This is a genomic window from Picosynechococcus sp. PCC 7002 (genome assembly GCF_963860125.1).
Taxonomy (GTDB): domain Bacteria; phylum Cyanobacteriota; class Cyanobacteriia; order Cyanobacteriales; family MRBY01; genus MRBY01.
Genome location: NZ_CAWLFA010000006.1, coordinates 24,863 through 40,722 on the forward strand (window position 1 = coordinate 24,863; position 15,860 = coordinate 40,722).

Genomic DNA, 15,860 nt, shown 5'->3' on the forward strand with positions numbered 1-15,860 from the left:
CCCATACTGGGGACTTTCTACTGGTGGGGTGGATAGGTGAGGTTCCCATTTTGGGAATTGCTTGTTATCATGAGAAATAATTACCAAAACCCATGAGAATTATTGCAAAAAAAACGTTAATTGATTTTATTGAAAAAAACCCTAAACACCATGATGCCAAAGAAGCTATTGAAGCATGGCATAGCGAAGCAAAAGCTGCCCAATGGAAAACACCAGCAGAAATCAAAGAACAATATAAAAGCGCCAGCATCCTAAAAAATAATCGTGTTGTCTTCAATATTGCTGGAAACAAATATCGTCTAGTCGTTTCAATCAACTATCCAGCACAAATCATTTTTATTAAATTTATCGGCACTCACCAAGACTACGATAACATCGATGCAAATACTGTGAATTTAGAGAATTAAACAACTCAAATTATGCTAACAACCTACATTAAACCCATCCGCACAGAATCAGACTACGAGGAAGCATTAAGCAGAATTGAAATGCTGATGGAAGCAGAACCAAATACACCTGAATTTGATGAATTAGAAGTCCTGACTACCCTCGTCGAAGCCTATGAAGCCAAAGAATATAGAATAGATGCACCAACGGCGATCGCTGCAATCAAGTTCCGCATGGAGCAACAAGGTCTTAATCAACAAGATTTAGTTCCTTACATTGGTAGTAAGTCGAAAGTTTCTGAAGTCTTATCAGGAAAACGAGAACTAAGCAAAAACATGATTCAGGCTTTGCATAAAGGCTTAAACATTCCCCTAGAGTCTCTTTTTCAAGAACCACTAAAGTACAGGTTTCATCCCTAGAACAGGACTATGATTATAGCCAAATTGAATAACGATGGCAGCAAAAGACAAATTCCATGAAGCTGTAAAAACAGCACTCATCAAAGAAAACTGGACAATCACCCATAATCCTCTAAACCTAAAATTTGGCGAATATGATCAAGTACAAATCGACCTTGGCGCAGAACAAGTCCTCGGCGCAGAGAAAGATAACCAGAAAATTGCAGTAGAGATTAAGAGCTTTCTGAATGACTCCGCTTTATCAGATTTTCACCTCGCCCTAGGCCTAGGACAATTTCTAAATTATCGATTAGTCCTAGAGACGACCGAACCGAATCGGACTTTATTCTTAGCCGTTCCCCTTTATGCCTATCAATCCTTCTTTAAGAGAGACTTACCAAAAGCTGCAATTAAGCAATATCAACTTAATCTAATTGTTTATGACCCAATCAAGGAGATGTTAGTCGAATGGATAAATTAAATCACTATCGTCAAATCATTCAAGACATGCTCAACGAGAAAGCGAAAATCAAGCCCATTGGTGGCGACATCGAAGTAGAAACCGTTTTCGATGAAAAAAAAGACCGCTATCTCTTAGTACATCTCGGTTGGAATGACCAACAGCGAATCTACTCCTGTGTACTTCACTTAGAGATTCAAGAAGAAAAAATCTGGATACAAAATAACCAGACTGATCAATCCATTACAGAAGAACTCCTCGAAAAAGGTGTTCCAAAAATCGATATTATTTCAGGCTTACAACCGGCCTATATTCGAGAGCACTTAACCTTAGAAACAGCTTAGATGATTATCAATTGTAAATTATTTACATAGCAAGAGATTAACATCATGGAAGTTAATGCCCAAGTTGATGGCCGATATCGCTAACAAAATTAACTTGATCCAACAACAAACACAACAGGATATTTCTGAAATTCTCAAAAAGGCGATCGAGCTTTATTATCAAACCCTGCAAATTCCACAAAAAACACCCCTGCAAATTTTGGAAGAGTCAGGTTTAATCGGTTGTTTTGAAGACGATCCTGATTTGTCAAGTAACTATAAACAAGTTCTAACAGAATCATTGGCAAAAAAATATGATCATCGCTGATACAGGCTTTTTCTATGCCTTGATGAATAGCAAGGATAAATATCATCAACAATCTGTAGAAGCTGTCAAAATACTCAAATCTACTCTAATCACTACATATCCAGTGATCACAGAAACCTGTCATTTACTGCTACAGCGGCAAGGGACGAAATATCAAACTAAGTTTCTCAAAAGTCTTGATCAAGGTTTTGCTCGAATTTTTCAGTTAGAAACAAAGCACCTCTCCAGAATTATCCAATTGACAGAACAATATGCTGACTTACCGATGGATTTAGCCGATGCCTCTTTAGTCATCTTGGCGGAGGAACTTGGACATGGCAGGATTTTCTCGACTGATCAGCGTGATTTTGGCATTTACCGCTGGAAAAATACCAAACCTTTTCAAAACCTTCTCATTCCGTCTCCCTAATCAAACCCAATTTTTTACTTTTAACCCAGGAACCCGCTCAAACTCCCGCACATTATTCGTCACTAAAACCCGATTCAAACTGAGGCAATGGGCAGCGATTTGAGTATCTAAGATACCGATCGGCGTGCCCTGACGAGTTAAAGTTGCTCGCAGTTCACCATAAATATGACTGGCTTGACGATCCCAGTTAAAGACATCTAAATAAGTAATAAAATCTTCAATAACCTGATAGTTTTTAGCTGGATTCATTGATTTTGCTGCTCCATACTCTAATTCCGCTAGAGTAATAATCGAGATCCCTAATTTGTGGGGCTCAATTTGTTCAAACTTTTCTAAAACTTGAGATGGCTTTTCTTTAATGATGTAAATACAAATATTCGTATCCAACAAGAACATTTAGAATAATTCCTCCCTTTCTTGGGGCGGTTGATCATCCCGTGTTTCCATAAAATCTGGCGTGGCACAAGGAGCATTTTCAAAAAAATCCCGCCACGATCGCTTCTTCGGCGACAAAATTACGCGATCGCCCTCTTTGTAAATAAAGACTTCCTTCCCCTCAAACCGAAACTCACGAGGCAACCGTACCGCCTGACTATTGCCATTCATAAATAACTTTGCCGTTTTAGGTTGAGACATACTAGACTAAGCATAAAAATATATATTCCTAGTATATATGCCTTCCTCTCTGCCCGACTACCCGTGGAAAATTAGCTATAGCAGCGATCAAAATAACCCCATTGCCGATTTCTACATCCCGGCCCTCGAACGCTCAATTCAATACGACCGTAAATCGGGATTTTTTGGCAGTGCCATCCTAAGCCATATTGCTAGAGGTCTAGGCACAATGTTGAACCAAGACGGCAAAATGCGCCTAATTCTCGGTTGTCACCTCAGCGCCCAAGATGTTGCCGCCATCAAAAAAGGCTATGAACTCCGAGAGGCAGTAACCACCCGCCTTGATGCGGATCTCACGCCACCACAAAACTTCGCCCAGCTCCACCATTTTGAAATCCTCAGTTGGTTGATCCAAGCGGGTCGATTAGATATCCGCATTGCTATCCCGCTCAAACAAAACGGTGATCCCCAGCTCCTCGAAGAAACGCTTGATTTCAACCATATCTTTCATGAAAAGGTTTGTATCTTCACCGATGCCGCAGGGAACCAAATTGCCACCAATGGATCAGCCAATGAATCCGTCGGCGGTTGGGAACTAAATACAGAATCTTTCCATGTCTATTGCTCCTGGGAAGGCAAACGAGATTTAGAGCGAGTACAGGAAGAAATTGTCAGATTCGAGCAACTCTGGATTAACCAAATGCCACGGGTCAAAAGCTTTGCCATGCCCGACGCAATTCAGGACAAAATACTGCGCTACACACCCTCACAAAAACCTCAGTGGAACCCAGCAAAGGATTACGACTACCGCCCCTTACCAAAAACATTCAAATCGCCCCAGAGTTCCAGTGTGAAAGAAGATGGTGATAACTACAATACGAACACGCCCCTAAATCCCCATTCTGGGGACTTAAATACCAGCACACATTCAAATTCCCCCCAAGTTGGGGGGCTAGGAGGGCAATCATCTGGGGACTTACCCGATCCCTCTTACTCCCCCGATTCGGGGGCTGGGGGGCAAGAAGCAATCATCTTTGAACAGGAAATGCTTAAAAAATGGCAAGCCCTGCCGACCGATCCAGGTTGTTTGAGTTATTGCCTAGAGTCGATTCCTATCACCCCCTGGCCGCACCAAATCAAAATCTTGCGCCACGTCGTCGAAAATTTCCCCTGTAGTTTTCTCATTGCCGATGAGGTGGGACTGGGTAAAACCATCGAAACAGGACTAATTCTCCGTTACTTGTTCGTCTCCGGTAAAGCCAAACGGATTTTAGTGCTCGCCCCTGCTAGCGTTCAACCCCAATGGCATAGCGAAATGCGGGAAAAATTCAATTTGCATTTCTGGAGTTACAGCAAAGGACAACTAACTAATCCCGATGGCGAAACCTGTCCTTCCCTCGATAACCCTTGGAATACCCAAGATCTCATATTGGCCTCTAGTCACCTTGTACGCCGCCGAGACCGCATGGAAGAATTACTCGCCGCCGAGCCTTGGGATGTGGTGATTATTGACGAGGCCCATCACGCCCGCCGCAAAGCGCCCCAAAATCGAAAAGAAACCCCCAATCGTTTACTGGAACTGCTTCAACAACTGCGGGAAAAAACCTTAAGTATGGTTTTACTCTCCGCAACACCCATGCAGATCGACCCGATCGAAGTTTTTGACCTGATCTCCGTCATTGGTTTAGAGGGTCACTGGAGATATGGTGATGTCTTCTGTGATTACTTCGCGACCCTCGACAATCAACCCAACGAAAATCTGTTGAAATTCTGGCAGCAAATGACGGCGGATTACTTCAAGTATGGCGGTAAATCCTGCCCCCGATTCCAGGCCTACCTCAATCAAAGCGATCGCCTCCTGGCCTCGCGCCTCGATGATTTTTGGAGCGGCAAATATCCCACCATTAACCTCCGGCAATATTTGAACGACACCCAATTTATGGAGCGTTCTAAGGAATATCTCAGTATCCACACCCCCCTCAAAGAGAAGATGTTTCGCCATACCCGCAATACCCTCCGCGAGTATTACAAACGGGGACTCCTCGAAAAGGACATTCCCCAAAGAGATGTCCAAGATCAGGCGATCGCCCTTGAACCCACCAGAGAAGCCGAGCTTTACCGACAGGTGAGTGATTATGTGCGAGATTTTTATCGCCTTGCCCAAAAGGAAAATCGTAAAGCCCTGGGGTTTTTAATGACCCTGTACCGCAAACGATTGACCAGTTCCTTCTACGCTATCCGTGAATCTCTACAGCGCCGCCTAGATGCGTTGATTACTCAGCAAGGTAGTGGTTTGAGCGATGATGATTTTCTGGAACTCGAAGACCAAGATGATGCCATCATTGACGGTCTTGAAAGTTTTATGGAGGAGATTCACCCCAAGGAAATCGAATTCCTCGAAGAACTGCTGCGCCAATTTGAAAACACCGGAGAAGATACCAAATTTGCCCACCTGCTCACCATCCTCCGCCAAGAGTTCCAAAATCGCGATAGTGCCATCATCTTCACCCAATACACCGATACCCTGGACTTTCTGCGGGGAGAACTGCGGCATATCTATGACACCCAGGTTGCTTGTTACTCCGGTCGCAGTGGCGAAAAGCTAATCGATGGCGAATGGCGCACTGTCCCCAAAGAACGAATCAAGCGGGAATTTCGCCAGGGGGAAATAAAAATTCTGCTCTGTACTGAATCCGCCAGTGAAGGGTTGAACCTGCAAACCTGCGGCGTATTGATTAACTACGATATGCCTTGGAACCCGATGCGTGTCGAACAGCGAATTGGCCGGATTGATCGCATCGGTCAAACTTTCCCCAGGGTCATCATCCACAACTTCTATTACGACGGCACCGTGGAAGCCAGAGTCTATCAGCGCCTCCGCGATCGCATTCACGCCTTTTCATCGGTTGTTGGTAGCCTCCAACCCATCCTGGCCAAAGTCCCGACCCTGATCGAACGGGCAACCATGAGCGCCGACCCCCAAGAAGCCGACGTACTCTTTTCGGATTTTGACCATGAATTAGATGCTCCACCACTACAGGTAACCCTCGATGACATGGTGCAGATGGATGTAGAAGCTGATCTTGCCAGCATTCATCAACCCCAACCACCCTCTCCTTTGTCCTGGCAGGATCTGGAACGGTGGCTTACAACCTCTCCAAGCCTGAAACAAGCCGGAATTTCTTTTGCAAACAAAGGTACTCCCTCCAGGGACAGCGAAGGTGCGCGTCAGTGGTTACTGACTCAAAAGTCAAAAACCGAAACAGTTACATTTGATCCCGCAACCTTTGAAGAATATTCCTCTTCCCTCAGACTAATGAGCATTGGGGAGCCGTTGCTTCGGAACTTAATCCAAATTTGCCTAAAAGCTCAAAAAAATAGTCTCAGTCTGTAGAAATGACTTAGAGGTCGTGCTATATTATTTTCACGTGGTTATCTCGTCATTCAAACCACTGATTTAGTAGATGAGCTAGAGCAACATCGTTTTTCCCACAGAAGTTTCAAAGGTTGCAGAACCATTGCTGCGCCTATACGTAACTTCCAAAGAGGAAAAACCAGTATGTCTCTACTAAATCTCCAGTTCCGCTCCATCGCCGCCCGCCTCCAAGTTTTAGACAATTCACATCCCGATCTCGCCTTTCCCAAGGTTAGTAACTTGGTACAGACCCATCTCTCTTGGGAACTTGAAAAGGCGATCGCCAAGCGTCAAGATCCTGAAGATCCCCATACTTTTTGGGATCTGCTTAAAATTGATGCGGTTCTCTGTCTGGAAAATCAGATGGGCGAAAAGATCCGGGTCGGTGTATGTCTAGTACCCAATGAGTTCCAAGCTTACAAAACTTTGAACAAGGCTAATCAAGCCGCCTATTTTCAGGTGCGTCGCCAGTTAGGGATTCAAGCTTACTGGGTACTCTGCCTAGATCCAAAGCACTTCCCTAGCCAAAACCAATGGGTTGATTTCCTTTACAGAGAAATTGACCGTCAACAGAAGAGTTATCGTCTCATTTTTGTGTAAAACCCCTGACAGATAGGGAGAGAGAGCATAAAACCAATTATTTCGTTCTCTCTCCCTCCTCAAAAATTCTTGCTGCTGCCCCCCATCCAGTATTTGGTCTAGGTTAACAACTCAAAAACGTTTTGGCGTAAAAGTAGCTCTTCTTTTCCACCACCAGTTACCAGGCCACCACCAGGGGGAGCGTTGGGCCTGGATGAGATACTGCACCTGCTCATTAAGCCTTTCTATCTGCATTTGATATTCTCGGTCATTGAGGCTTTGGGTCTGGATTAGGTGATCAAACTGTTCCTGGAGACTGGCCATTTGCTTAATAACATCCCTAGCCATTATTTGTTCTGCTTGTAGTTTTTCCGTCGCCGCCTGAATAGACAAAATCAACTCTTGAATAGACTGGTAACCATCGAGGCATTTCAATAATTCAAGAATGTGGGCTTCGACATCAACTAGTGCCTCGTATTTATGATCTAGCGCCGAAATCAGATTTTCTGCGGCCTCTAATGTTTGATTTGTTTTGGCAAAATCAACCTTGTACTCTCGCTGTTTTTGCGTCAAAGTACCAAGAGATTCAAGATAGCGATCGCCTGTTTCTTTTTGCGATTCTAGTTGGGAGTGGGTCTTTTCTGCCTGGTTAATGATCTCCTTAAGTTCCTGAAATATGGCCTGGGCTTTGGCTGTTCCAGAGCTGAGTTCCTGTAAGCGATCTTGACCGCGCTCTTGGTGGTCATGCAAAGCCTCGTTGGCTGATTTTAGGGTCTGTCGTGCGGCTGCGATTTCTGCCATCACCTGCTGAATCTCATCCCGATCCCAGGCTTTTGCCAATAAATTTTCGGCCTTAGTGATCGCGTGCTTCAACATTTTTTCCAGTTCACCCAATGCCATTAAGGTATCGTTATCCTTGAGGACTGCTGGATGATTGTGTGTCATATTTTGAGGATTCATAATCGGGTTAATTTCCTTGTGTATAAACGTTGTCTTGGGATTTGAGAATCTTTACTAAAGCTGTGATCAGATTGCCTTCGGCTTGAGCAATCTCCGGCAGGGGTAGATGTTTAGGATAGGGGATCTGCCGCATTTGAAATCTAAGTCTTGCCGCTTCAACAAATAGATTCACAGCCTCAAGATCATGGGCGATCGCCTCCATAATCCTGTCATATTCAGCTGAATGAGTCTGTTTGAGGCTTGTTATCCTACGTGCCCCATCCCAGTAATTTCCCATCGCCCGGAGAATAAGACTTTGGAGTAAAGGATTCACTTGCTCTGTATCCAAAAGTGCTAACTTCACCTTGAGCTCCTCTAAGGATCGTTGCTGGAGGCATAGAATCATCTCCCGCTCAAGGAGGCTGCGTTCTTCCCCCTTAAAGTTAATTTGATCCAGGACTTCATACATATCCCGGTAAATCAGCACCGACTCCAGTTGCAAAGCATCGAGAAGATATTGACGAATGATATTTTTTTTCTGCAAAGCAAGAATCAATTCATCATCCTCTGCTTGTAGCCAGTGGATTAAATTGTCAATGGCTGATGCGTCCCGATAATCAATCGACTCACAGACTGCTGGCAAATTCGGCAGATACCGCAAAAGGAGTTTATATTGCGCTTCAGTGATGACAATCACGAAGCCGAGAACGGGTTCTAGTCAAAAGCGTATACCCATTGCCACCAGTCCTCTGAGGTGGGTTCCGGCGTGGTCGTTTTAAAAGCATTGAAAACCACAGATGTATCGAATTCCCGTCCCTTCACCTCATGGACATTGAGAAATTCTAATTGGTCGTTATATTTCGATTGATAGGTTTCAGCATATAAAACCTTAATCCGACTAACGAGTTTATAGATCAATGATTTACTTGCTTCAATAGCCTTGGTTTTTCGCCCCAAAGACTGACAGAGTTTTTCCAAAAAAACTTCTGCCTCCAATGGAGATGGGTACTTGATCAGCTTTACCTTCTCTCCTGTTTTGTAGGCATAGTCAGCTTCAGTCGGTTGATAGGGACAACGCGCCTTATTTTGCCTCGCATTTTCTGACGCTGGTGCCAAGAATAAATTGCTAAATTCAAGGATGCGTTTTGAATTGCGGAAACACTTCCAATCCGGTTCCTGCACATTAACGAGTTCCAAGGCACCCCAATCAAAATCAACTGGCATAATTCTTTGATTGAGATCACCCAGCAACCACAGATAGGTCGGTTGACCAGCTTTCTGCCAACCGCGACAAAGCTTTTTAATCGCCTCTAATTCACTCAGCAGATAATCTTGGGACTCATCAATAATTACAGTGATGCCGCCTCTATCCTTGGAGGGAAGGGTGACCGGAGTTTGCTCCCATTGCTCACAGAGCCGAGTTGCAATATCTGAGCGGGATAATTTATTAATATCTTTGCATGCTTGGTCCCACCATTCCGGAGAAATTCGTTTAAGTACCTCGATTCGATCAGCATTTTCTCGGTAGACCGAATTTTTGGTTTGATCCGAGTCCTGTTTTAGAACAAAGGATTGATAAAGGATCAGATCTCTTTGTCTAATGCCCTGAAAATTCAGGCTAGCTTGGGACTGTTCAGCCCTTTGAGCCAGCCGTTTGAGAATTTCTAGCTCCTCATCTGGGGATAATATCGAGGATTCGCTCTCTGGAGAGGCATGTTTGACCCAGTCTTGAAACGTGCCATAGAAAAATCCCTGGGACATATCCGAAGGAATAGATTGCAGGCAATGGAATTCTTTAACCTCTTCGAGTAAGCTCTGGGGCAACAGAAAAAGAACATTCCACCCCATTCCGTATAGGTCGCAGGCCCGTAGTGCGGCAGTGACCGTTTTCCCTGTGCCTGGGGGACTTTGGGTAATATGGGCGAAAAAGCCAATCCGGGGATTTTCTCCATAGTGGCTCACTGCTGTGTGTTGACCAATTTGATCGCTAGTCGATTTTTGGGCTTGGGTCATCACGGGGCTGTAGTTATAGTGGCCGTTCAGAAAAAAAGACCAATCGATGCCCTTCTCTCCATTCCAGGTATAGGCGGGTTCTCGAGGCAGTGCCCTGATATCGATGCTGTAGGTATCATCGTCACGTTGCGCAGCATATAGAATTCGGATCGAACTATCCTCTTGATTGAGAGTCCAAATCAACCTTAGGGAACTCCCACCACCTAGATCGAGACGCGATCGCCAATGGTCTGCACAACCTCCGCCTGAAAAGTGAATTGTATTAGGAAAATTACTATCATCGGGCGTTTCTGTAAGCCGCTCAAATAAGCGTTCAGGCACTTTCAGGGAACCTGTGCTCTGTAAATTACGTAAATCTTGAATGGCTTGGCGCGTCAGTTGTATTTGTCGCATTTCCATTGACCTCGATCAAATTCATAAAGTTCATAAAATTTATCTCGCCCGTAGGACTCCCAGAGCAATCGAGCACTTTGGTTTAGCTCCAATCTGGTTTATTTTCCCGGGCACGACTGATCGCAACGCCATTATCAACTCCTGCTGCCAAAGGCCCAGCGATGGAACCAAGGGCAAAGGCATTGGCGATCGCCTCTTCAACATCTTCGCTTGCTACTCCAATAAATCCCCCTAGAGCAGCTAGACAGGCAAAGGTGATGAAAAAAGCCTTCCAACGACGAGTATAGGCATAGGCCCCAATGGGAACAAATAGTGCCCACAGAACTACGACCCAAATTTTTTTCCGGGCAAGACGATCAAGGTTCGTTTGGGGTTGAAGGGAGTTACTGGAGAGAATGTCTTGTCTGAGCTTAAAGAATTCTGCTTCACTAATTAGGTTTTCGTCCCGTAGTATCTGTAGTTCTTGGAGTTGTTGGCGTTTATCGTTCATGACTAATTAAAAATAAAACTAAGAAAAAATTATTGAGTCCTAATCAACGAGCTATTGATCCTTTGGTAGAGGGCATTGTTGCTATTCCGGTACGGTATGCTCAGACTAGGTATAGATAGGGAAAAAATTTTGGTTGAGCTTTTGCTTGGATCTATCTGAAACTTACACTTTCTATTAAACCTCGTGATGCTCAATTCCCAATCCCAGAAACACATGGCCTTTTCAGTGATCAGTTTTGTATCGCATGTTCCTTGGGAAGCCAGGTCGTAGCGCCGACGCTGTCTAATCCAGAAACGCTGGCCTCGGTTAGATCGGCATTTTCCAGACTCAAGCCAGCACTTTTGGTGCCTAATAAATTTGCTCCCCGCAAATCAGCCCAAACACAGTTAGCACCGCTCAGATCGGCCCCCTGGAGATTCGCATTACGGAGGTCAGCACTGGCGAAGTTAGTACCTGCTAAATTTGCCCGTGTTGCATTGATCCCTGCACAATAAGCATGGTTTAAATTACTTTCTGTCAACACAGCTTTTGCTAAGTTGACCCCTTCCAAGTTGGCATTATCAAAGACACCATCACTGAGATTTGCGCCACTCAAAGTGGCATAGGCCAGATCTGCCCGCGCCCACTGAATCCCCGCCAAATTTGACTGCTGCAACATGGTACGTTGCACAATCGCATCCTGGAGATTTGCGCCTTGGAGATTTGCCTTTTGTAATGCTGCTGCGGATAGATCGCAACCAACTCCATTAAGCTGAGGAGCTTGAATCCCAGCAAGGTTACTGCTCCGCAATTCGCTGTGGGCAATATTGGCTCCGTCTAACTGAGCCCGAGTTAGCACTGAACCATTAAGAATACTCTCGCTGAGGTTGGCACCACGTAAATCTGCCTGGTGAGCATTGAGCCCCTCCCCTTGAATTTCTTTAAGATTAGCGGCTTGGGCTTTGGCTCGCACTAGCGTCGCTCCAGTCAGTTGAGCCTGATTTAACAGAGCATTGGTTAGGTTTGCTCTACTCAAGTTGGCATCTTTGAGGTTGCAATTGGAGAGGTTAGCGCCTTCAAGGTTTGCATGGCACAGAACCGCATTTTCGAGATTTGCTCCGGCTAAGTTCATATTTTGGAGAAAAGCACCGGTTAATTCTGCTCCAGCTAGGTTAATACCAGGAGCAGATAGGTTAGATAAGCGAAAATCTGCTTGGTAAAATACAAATCCCTGGAGGGAATATTGGCTAAAGTCTACCCCTACAAATACCACTCGACTAAAGTCACGGCGATCACCTTGGATCGCTTGTTGAAACTGAGCATCATTGAGACGCTCTTTGGAAAAAGTAGGGCGAAAGGGGGCTGTATGATGCCAAAAAATAAGAACATCAAGATTTCGAATAATACTACGCATCAAGGATTTCATTTGTTTTCACTGCCTCTTCAGGTAAATATTCTGGAGTCAGAACTTCAGGGGTTAAGATATCGGGCGCTTCAGGGGGCAAATATGTCTCAGATATCTGTGCCCAAAGCGTTTGCAGCAGTCGATTAGTCAAGGAATAATAAAGACTGGGCAATTGATCGAGATAACGATAAATTCGTTCTAGGGCGATCGCCGGCCGGAATGCTATTTTAAATTCCGTCGTCAAGGTGGCTAGGGTAGCCCGCTGAGCGAGATAATTGGCACAGTAGTTTAATCCCCGCTGATAGTAACAATGGGTAATGCCATCTCGACGATCTGTCGCCACCAGAAATTCTTGATATTTGTAGGTTAAATTCAGCAGCGGCATAATAATTTGATGAATTTGGTCAATGTGATTTTGAACCTCTGCCGGAGTGCTAGGGAATTGCACCACTGGGGTTTCTGTGATGGGGGTTAAGGCTTGGAATAAATCTTGGCAGTGCTGTTTGAGATGTGCTCCTAAAGCCATTAGCTCCTCTTCGTAGGTTGTAACCATCGCTGAATCAACAGCTCCAGGAACAGCGTCGTTACTTTGTGTATCTAAACCTTGTTGCTCAAACTCTCCTAAGACTTGCTGGTCTTGTTTTTGAGATTGCAGTTCTTCTAGTTCAGCTAATTTTTGCTGGAGATGTTTTTGCTGTTCCAGCGCTTCGAGTTCCTCTTGGGCCTGCTGTTCTCGTTTTTGGCGATCGCGGGCTTCGAGTTCCTCTTGGACTTGTTGTTCAAGCACTTGAATTAATTCCATCACTTCCCAGGAATGATAGACCTCACCAGTGGCTTCAATGTGATCAAGGGTCGCAAGGTCTGGCCCATACTGAGATTGAGTCGGATAGTTACTGATCATGGTGGATTTCCTCCTTAGCTCCTTGAGCCTGGTAATGACGCTGGCGGAGGATATGCACGGCCTTTTGGACTAAAGCCTTTTTCTTGGGGTCAAGGCTATCCTGGACAGCGGGGCTCCGGGCAAAACTGTAGGTCAATAGGCAGGCCGTAGCACTCAAAACAACGGAAATTCCCGCCATCAACATCGGAAAGGCCAGTTGTTCAAAACGACCCATTTTGAAATCATTGATAAATAATTGAGTGGCGATCGCCACTCCATCAGTGGGAGATTTCAGGTTGTGATCAGGCTGAAACTTGCTTTCAAAGTGTCGGGGCATTTCTGCCTGGAGAAACTGCACATCATCCCCGTATTCAATACGTCGGCTTAGGGCTTCATCCAATGTGGTACTGGCGGCTTCATAAGCGGCCATATTTTCTGTTTCAAGGCGTTCAAGCTTTTGGGTCAGGGGCAAATTAGGGGTTTTTACCATCGTCCAATCGGTATTTCGCTCTTCATAGGAGCCATAAAGGCTGAGCTGAAGCCGCTGCCATTCAGGATTTTGCCGGGAAGCAACTTCCCCTTCCTGCACGACAATTTGCTGCAGGAGTGCTTTAGATTCATTAATCTCAGCCTTGAGTTCATCCAGTTCAGCAGGTTGCTTAAGAACGTCCAATCGTTCCCGTTGTTCGTGAATGACCGTTCCGGCTAATGTTTGCCTCACAGCAGGTTGATTAGTGAACATCACAATGCCTGGCCCCGTAAATACGGTCAAAAGAGTATTAATCATCAAAAATCCTCCTAGACCACACCAAGCATTCGCCCGATAACCTGGCGCGTGTCTCGCGGCGAGCGCCCCACAGTGATTGGATGCTGCATTAATTCCTCCCAAGACAACCATGGCTGCTACGGGGGATAAAAAAAGCCCAAAGCCACTCAGAGCAAGAAAAACAAATGGTGCAATGCCAAGGGTATTCACAAAGCTAGAAATCGTGATAAGGCTTGCATTTAAGTGGGCTCGTTGCTGTAAATCCTGGGTCACAATTGCTGTGCCATGGAGATCTTTTGCATCACAAATCAAGGCACATTTCAGAAGAAAAAAAGCTTTATTAGAAATCTGCTGCTGGGAGAGGATAGATTTATGAGTCACAGGATTAGGAAACTCAAGTTTCACTGGATAATATTTAGGACGTGGTGAAATTGGTATTTGCATGGCCAAAAAATAATTAAAGATTACTCAAAACATTGCATCAGACAAGATTAATAATGATTTTAAATAAAAACACTTTCTAAATAATCACTTTTCTAAAAGTAATTGAAATGCGGCGATCACGCATAATTTTTTGACCGTTCCACTGGTCACTCTTACGGGGTGGGATCCCATGCTTCCAGAGATATCGAGATTCTCCTTGCAATATCACTAAACTTCTAGGTTTGAGTAATTTTGATTGCCGTTCATTGTTAACGATACTATCAAAATTCATTATGCATGGTGCGTTTAAACTCAGGGAAATGATCGTATCTGTAAAACAGGGCTTACAATCAACATGAGATGTAATTCCTTGACCAGGGAGATATTCATTAACAATTGCCTGATCTGGAAGCTCAGAGATCAAGTTTAAAGAAACCATTTGCTCAATGATGGGGAATAACCAATCAGGTAGAATACCCAGGTACATCGAATAATCAATTTTCTTAGTTCTATAATCATATTTATACCCATAGTGCTGGACGCGACGCTTTAAATCCATCAACCATTGCTGCTGGTCGATTAGATTTAAGAGTTCTTGTTCTGTTTGTTTATCAATAAATTCTTCGATGTATTGTAATCCTGGTATTTGAGGTTCGTTGATTGTGACCGATGCAAACAACTCTAATTGCTGATCATTAAGGTTAGAATTCATATTGTTATCCCCCATTTTAAATTTGTTAGATTTAATAATTTCTTAGGATTTCATAGTATAGATTTATCGCTCGTTTTGGCACATCTACTTTATTTGTTTTGAAAAATTGATATTCGTAGTAAGGTACCAAAATCTGGTTTGTGGTACTTTCCAGATTAAAAGATAATTCTTCTTTGAAGAGAATCCATTTTTTATTGAGGTAATCTCCTGGGGGATTTTGAAAGAAGAAAACGATCTTTTTTTCTCGAAAGTATTGGAGCAGTCCATTAATGATGCAGGCTAACTGCTTTTGATCGAGGGTCTCACTCGCAAATAGATAGGAGAAGTTGAAGATGATGGTTGATTGCTGACCACCCTTTTCCTGTTGGTTGATAATTTCAATGAGCTCTTCTGCATGATGACACTTTTGCAGGAACTGGAAATTAGATGCAGGATGAAAGAGTTCGCGGCGATCGCTAAAGACTGCTGCCATTTCCAGCATGGCGGCTGAGTGGTCGATGCCGATGTAGTTGATGGTGGCTTTTTTCTGATGGAGCTCCTGGATATGAGTAGCTAAGGCCAGACCAGAGGTCATGGGGCCACAACCAAAGTCAATCATTGTTACCCCGTCGGTATGTAAAGGGTAGTCGACGGTTGATTTTGCCATGCTGAATAGCTTAAACAGGTAGCGGCTACTGGCTAGGTGCATTTGCATATAGTGGCGACAGTATAAAATGACTGTCTGTAATGGACTCAGACCTGCTTCCCCAGCCACAAAGTCTGCTTTACCCTGACGCAGAATGTGATAGCGCTGGGCCGCATCATCTTTACGCATCACTATTTTTCGCCATACCTCACAGGTATTTTGTTGTTCGTACTGCTTCGCAATGGTCGCATCGATTACCGCCTTCATCGTCTGATTTAGTTTCATCTTTCCGTCTCCCTTCCATCGACTCTTTGCAGTGTA

Annotated in this window: 19 protein-coding genes; 8 read left to right on the top strand and 11 right to left on the bottom strand. The window is 44.4% G+C overall.

Annotation, left to right across the window (positions count from 1 at the left end; translation table 11 throughout):
- Positions 1–92: 92 nt before the first annotated feature.
- From AACQ84_RS15035 to AACQ84_RS15060, 6 genes are all read left to right on the top strand, one after another.
- Positions 93–407: a type II toxin-antitoxin system HigB family toxin gene (locus AACQ84_RS15035; protein WP_012308565.1), complete on the top strand. Its 315-nt coding sequence runs from the start codon at positions 93–95 to the stop codon at positions 405–407.
- A 12-nt stretch (positions 408–419) separates the two neighbouring features.
- Positions 420–806, top strand: coding sequence for a helix-turn-helix domain-containing protein (locus AACQ84_RS15040; protein ID WP_012308566.1), 387 nt, complete (start codon positions 420–422; stop codon positions 804–806).
- 34 nt (positions 807–840) lie between these two features.
- Positions 841–1,266 carry a XisH family protein gene (locus AACQ84_RS15045; RefSeq protein WP_012308567.1) on the top strand — a complete coding sequence of 142 codons (426 nt, stop codon included), beginning with the start codon at positions 841–843 and terminating at the stop codon, positions 1,264–1,266.
- Positions 1,254–1,589: a XisI protein gene (locus AACQ84_RS15050; RefSeq protein WP_012308568.1), complete on the top strand. Its 336-nt coding sequence runs from the start codon at positions 1,254–1,256 to the stop codon at positions 1,587–1,589. Before AACQ84_RS15045 ends, AACQ84_RS15050 begins: the two co-directional genes overlap by 13 nt.
- Positions 1,590–1,656: 67 nt before the next feature.
- Complete coding sequence (locus AACQ84_RS15055) at positions 1,657–1,896, top strand: CopG family transcriptional regulator (RefSeq protein WP_238986484.1); 240 nt, start codon at positions 1,657–1,659, stop codon at positions 1,894–1,896.
- A complete protein-coding gene (locus tag AACQ84_RS15060) occupies positions 1,883–2,305 on the top strand; it encodes a type II toxin-antitoxin system VapC family toxin (protein WP_012308570.1) in 423 nt (140 codons plus the stop codon). Before AACQ84_RS15055 ends, AACQ84_RS15060 begins: the two co-directional genes overlap by 14 nt.
- On the opposite strand, the gene vapC is transcribed toward AACQ84_RS15060, so the two are convergent.
- Together vapC and AACQ84_RS15070 are read right to left on the bottom strand one after the other, a co-directional pair.
- Positions 2,306–2,701 (bottom strand): type II toxin-antitoxin system tRNA(fMet)-specific endonuclease VapC, encoded by a 396-nt coding sequence (vapC, locus tag AACQ84_RS15065; RefSeq protein ID WP_012308571.1) that lies wholly within the window; start codon positions 2,699–2,701, stop codon positions 2,306–2,308.
- Positions 2,702–2,941 carry an AbrB/MazE/SpoVT family DNA-binding domain-containing protein gene (locus tag AACQ84_RS15070; RefSeq protein ID WP_012308572.1) on the bottom strand — a complete coding sequence of 80 codons (240 nt, stop codon included), beginning with the start codon at positions 2,939–2,941 and terminating at the stop codon, positions 2,702–2,704. It abuts the gene before it with no gap.
- Between the two features lie 37 nt (positions 2,942–2,978).
- On the opposite strand from AACQ84_RS15070, the gene AACQ84_RS15075 reads away from it, so the two are divergent.
- Both AACQ84_RS15075 and AACQ84_RS15080 read left to right on the top strand, forming a co-directional pair.
- Complete coding sequence (locus tag AACQ84_RS15075; RefSeq protein WP_012308573.1) at positions 2,979–6,314, top strand: helicase-related protein; 3,336 nt, start codon at positions 2,979–2,981, stop codon at positions 6,312–6,314.
- A 165-nt stretch (positions 6,315–6,479) separates the two neighbouring features.
- On the top strand, positions 6,480–6,935 hold the full coding sequence (locus AACQ84_RS15080; RefSeq protein WP_012308574.1) for a hypothetical protein: 456 nt from the start codon (positions 6,480–6,482) through the stop codon (positions 6,933–6,935).
- Between the two features lie 111 nt (positions 6,936–7,046).
- On the opposite strand, the gene AACQ84_RS15085 is transcribed toward AACQ84_RS15080, so the two are convergent.
- The 9 genes from AACQ84_RS15085 to AACQ84_RS15125 form a co-directional block, all read right to left on the bottom strand.
- The gene (locus AACQ84_RS15085) at positions 7,047–7,859 is read right to left on the bottom strand and encodes a hypothetical protein (RefSeq protein WP_143589475.1); all 813 of its coding nucleotides are present in this window, start codon (positions 7,857–7,859) and stop codon (positions 7,047–7,049) included.
- A gap of 22 nt (positions 7,860–7,881) precedes the next feature.
- Positions 7,882–8,550, bottom strand: a complete 669-nt coding sequence (locus tag AACQ84_RS15090; RefSeq protein ID WP_012308576.1) for a hypothetical protein — start codon at positions 8,548–8,550, stop codon at positions 7,882–7,884.
- 17 nt (positions 8,551–8,567) lie between these two features.
- Entirely contained in the window at positions 8,568–10,265 is a 1,698-nt protein-coding gene (locus AACQ84_RS15095) for a hypothetical protein (RefSeq protein ID WP_012308577.1), read from the bottom strand.
- Between the two features lie 76 nt (positions 10,266–10,341).
- A complete protein-coding gene (locus AACQ84_RS15100; protein ID WP_012308578.1) occupies positions 10,342–10,749 on the bottom strand; it encodes a hypothetical protein in 408 nt (135 codons plus the stop codon).
- 229 nt (positions 10,750–10,978) lie between these two features.
- Positions 10,979–12,142 carry a pentapeptide repeat-containing protein gene (locus AACQ84_RS15105; protein WP_234991454.1) on the bottom strand — a complete coding sequence of 388 codons (1,164 nt, stop codon included), beginning with the start codon at positions 12,140–12,142 and terminating at the stop codon, positions 10,979–10,981.
- Entirely contained in the window at positions 12,135–13,034 is a 900-nt protein-coding gene (locus AACQ84_RS15110) for a hypothetical protein (protein ID WP_012308580.1), read from the bottom strand. Before AACQ84_RS15110 ends, AACQ84_RS15105 begins: the two co-directional genes overlap by 8 nt.
- The gene (locus tag AACQ84_RS15115; protein WP_200807261.1) at positions 13,024–14,160 is read right to left on the bottom strand and encodes a hypothetical protein; all 1,137 of its coding nucleotides are present in this window, start codon (positions 14,158–14,160) and stop codon (positions 13,024–13,026) included. The genes AACQ84_RS15110 and AACQ84_RS15115 overlap by 11 nt, the downstream gene beginning before the upstream one ends.
- 139 nt (positions 14,161–14,299) lie before the next feature.
- A complete protein-coding gene (locus AACQ84_RS15120) occupies positions 14,300–14,914 on the bottom strand; it encodes an alpha-ketoglutarate-dependent dioxygenase AlkB (protein WP_012308582.1) in 615 nt (204 codons plus the stop codon).
- A 31-nt stretch (positions 14,915–14,945) separates the two neighbouring features.
- Entirely contained in the window at positions 14,946–15,824 is an 879-nt protein-coding gene (locus tag AACQ84_RS15125; RefSeq protein ID WP_012308583.1) for a class I SAM-dependent methyltransferase, read from the bottom strand.
- Positions 15,825–15,860: the final 36 nt, after the last annotated feature.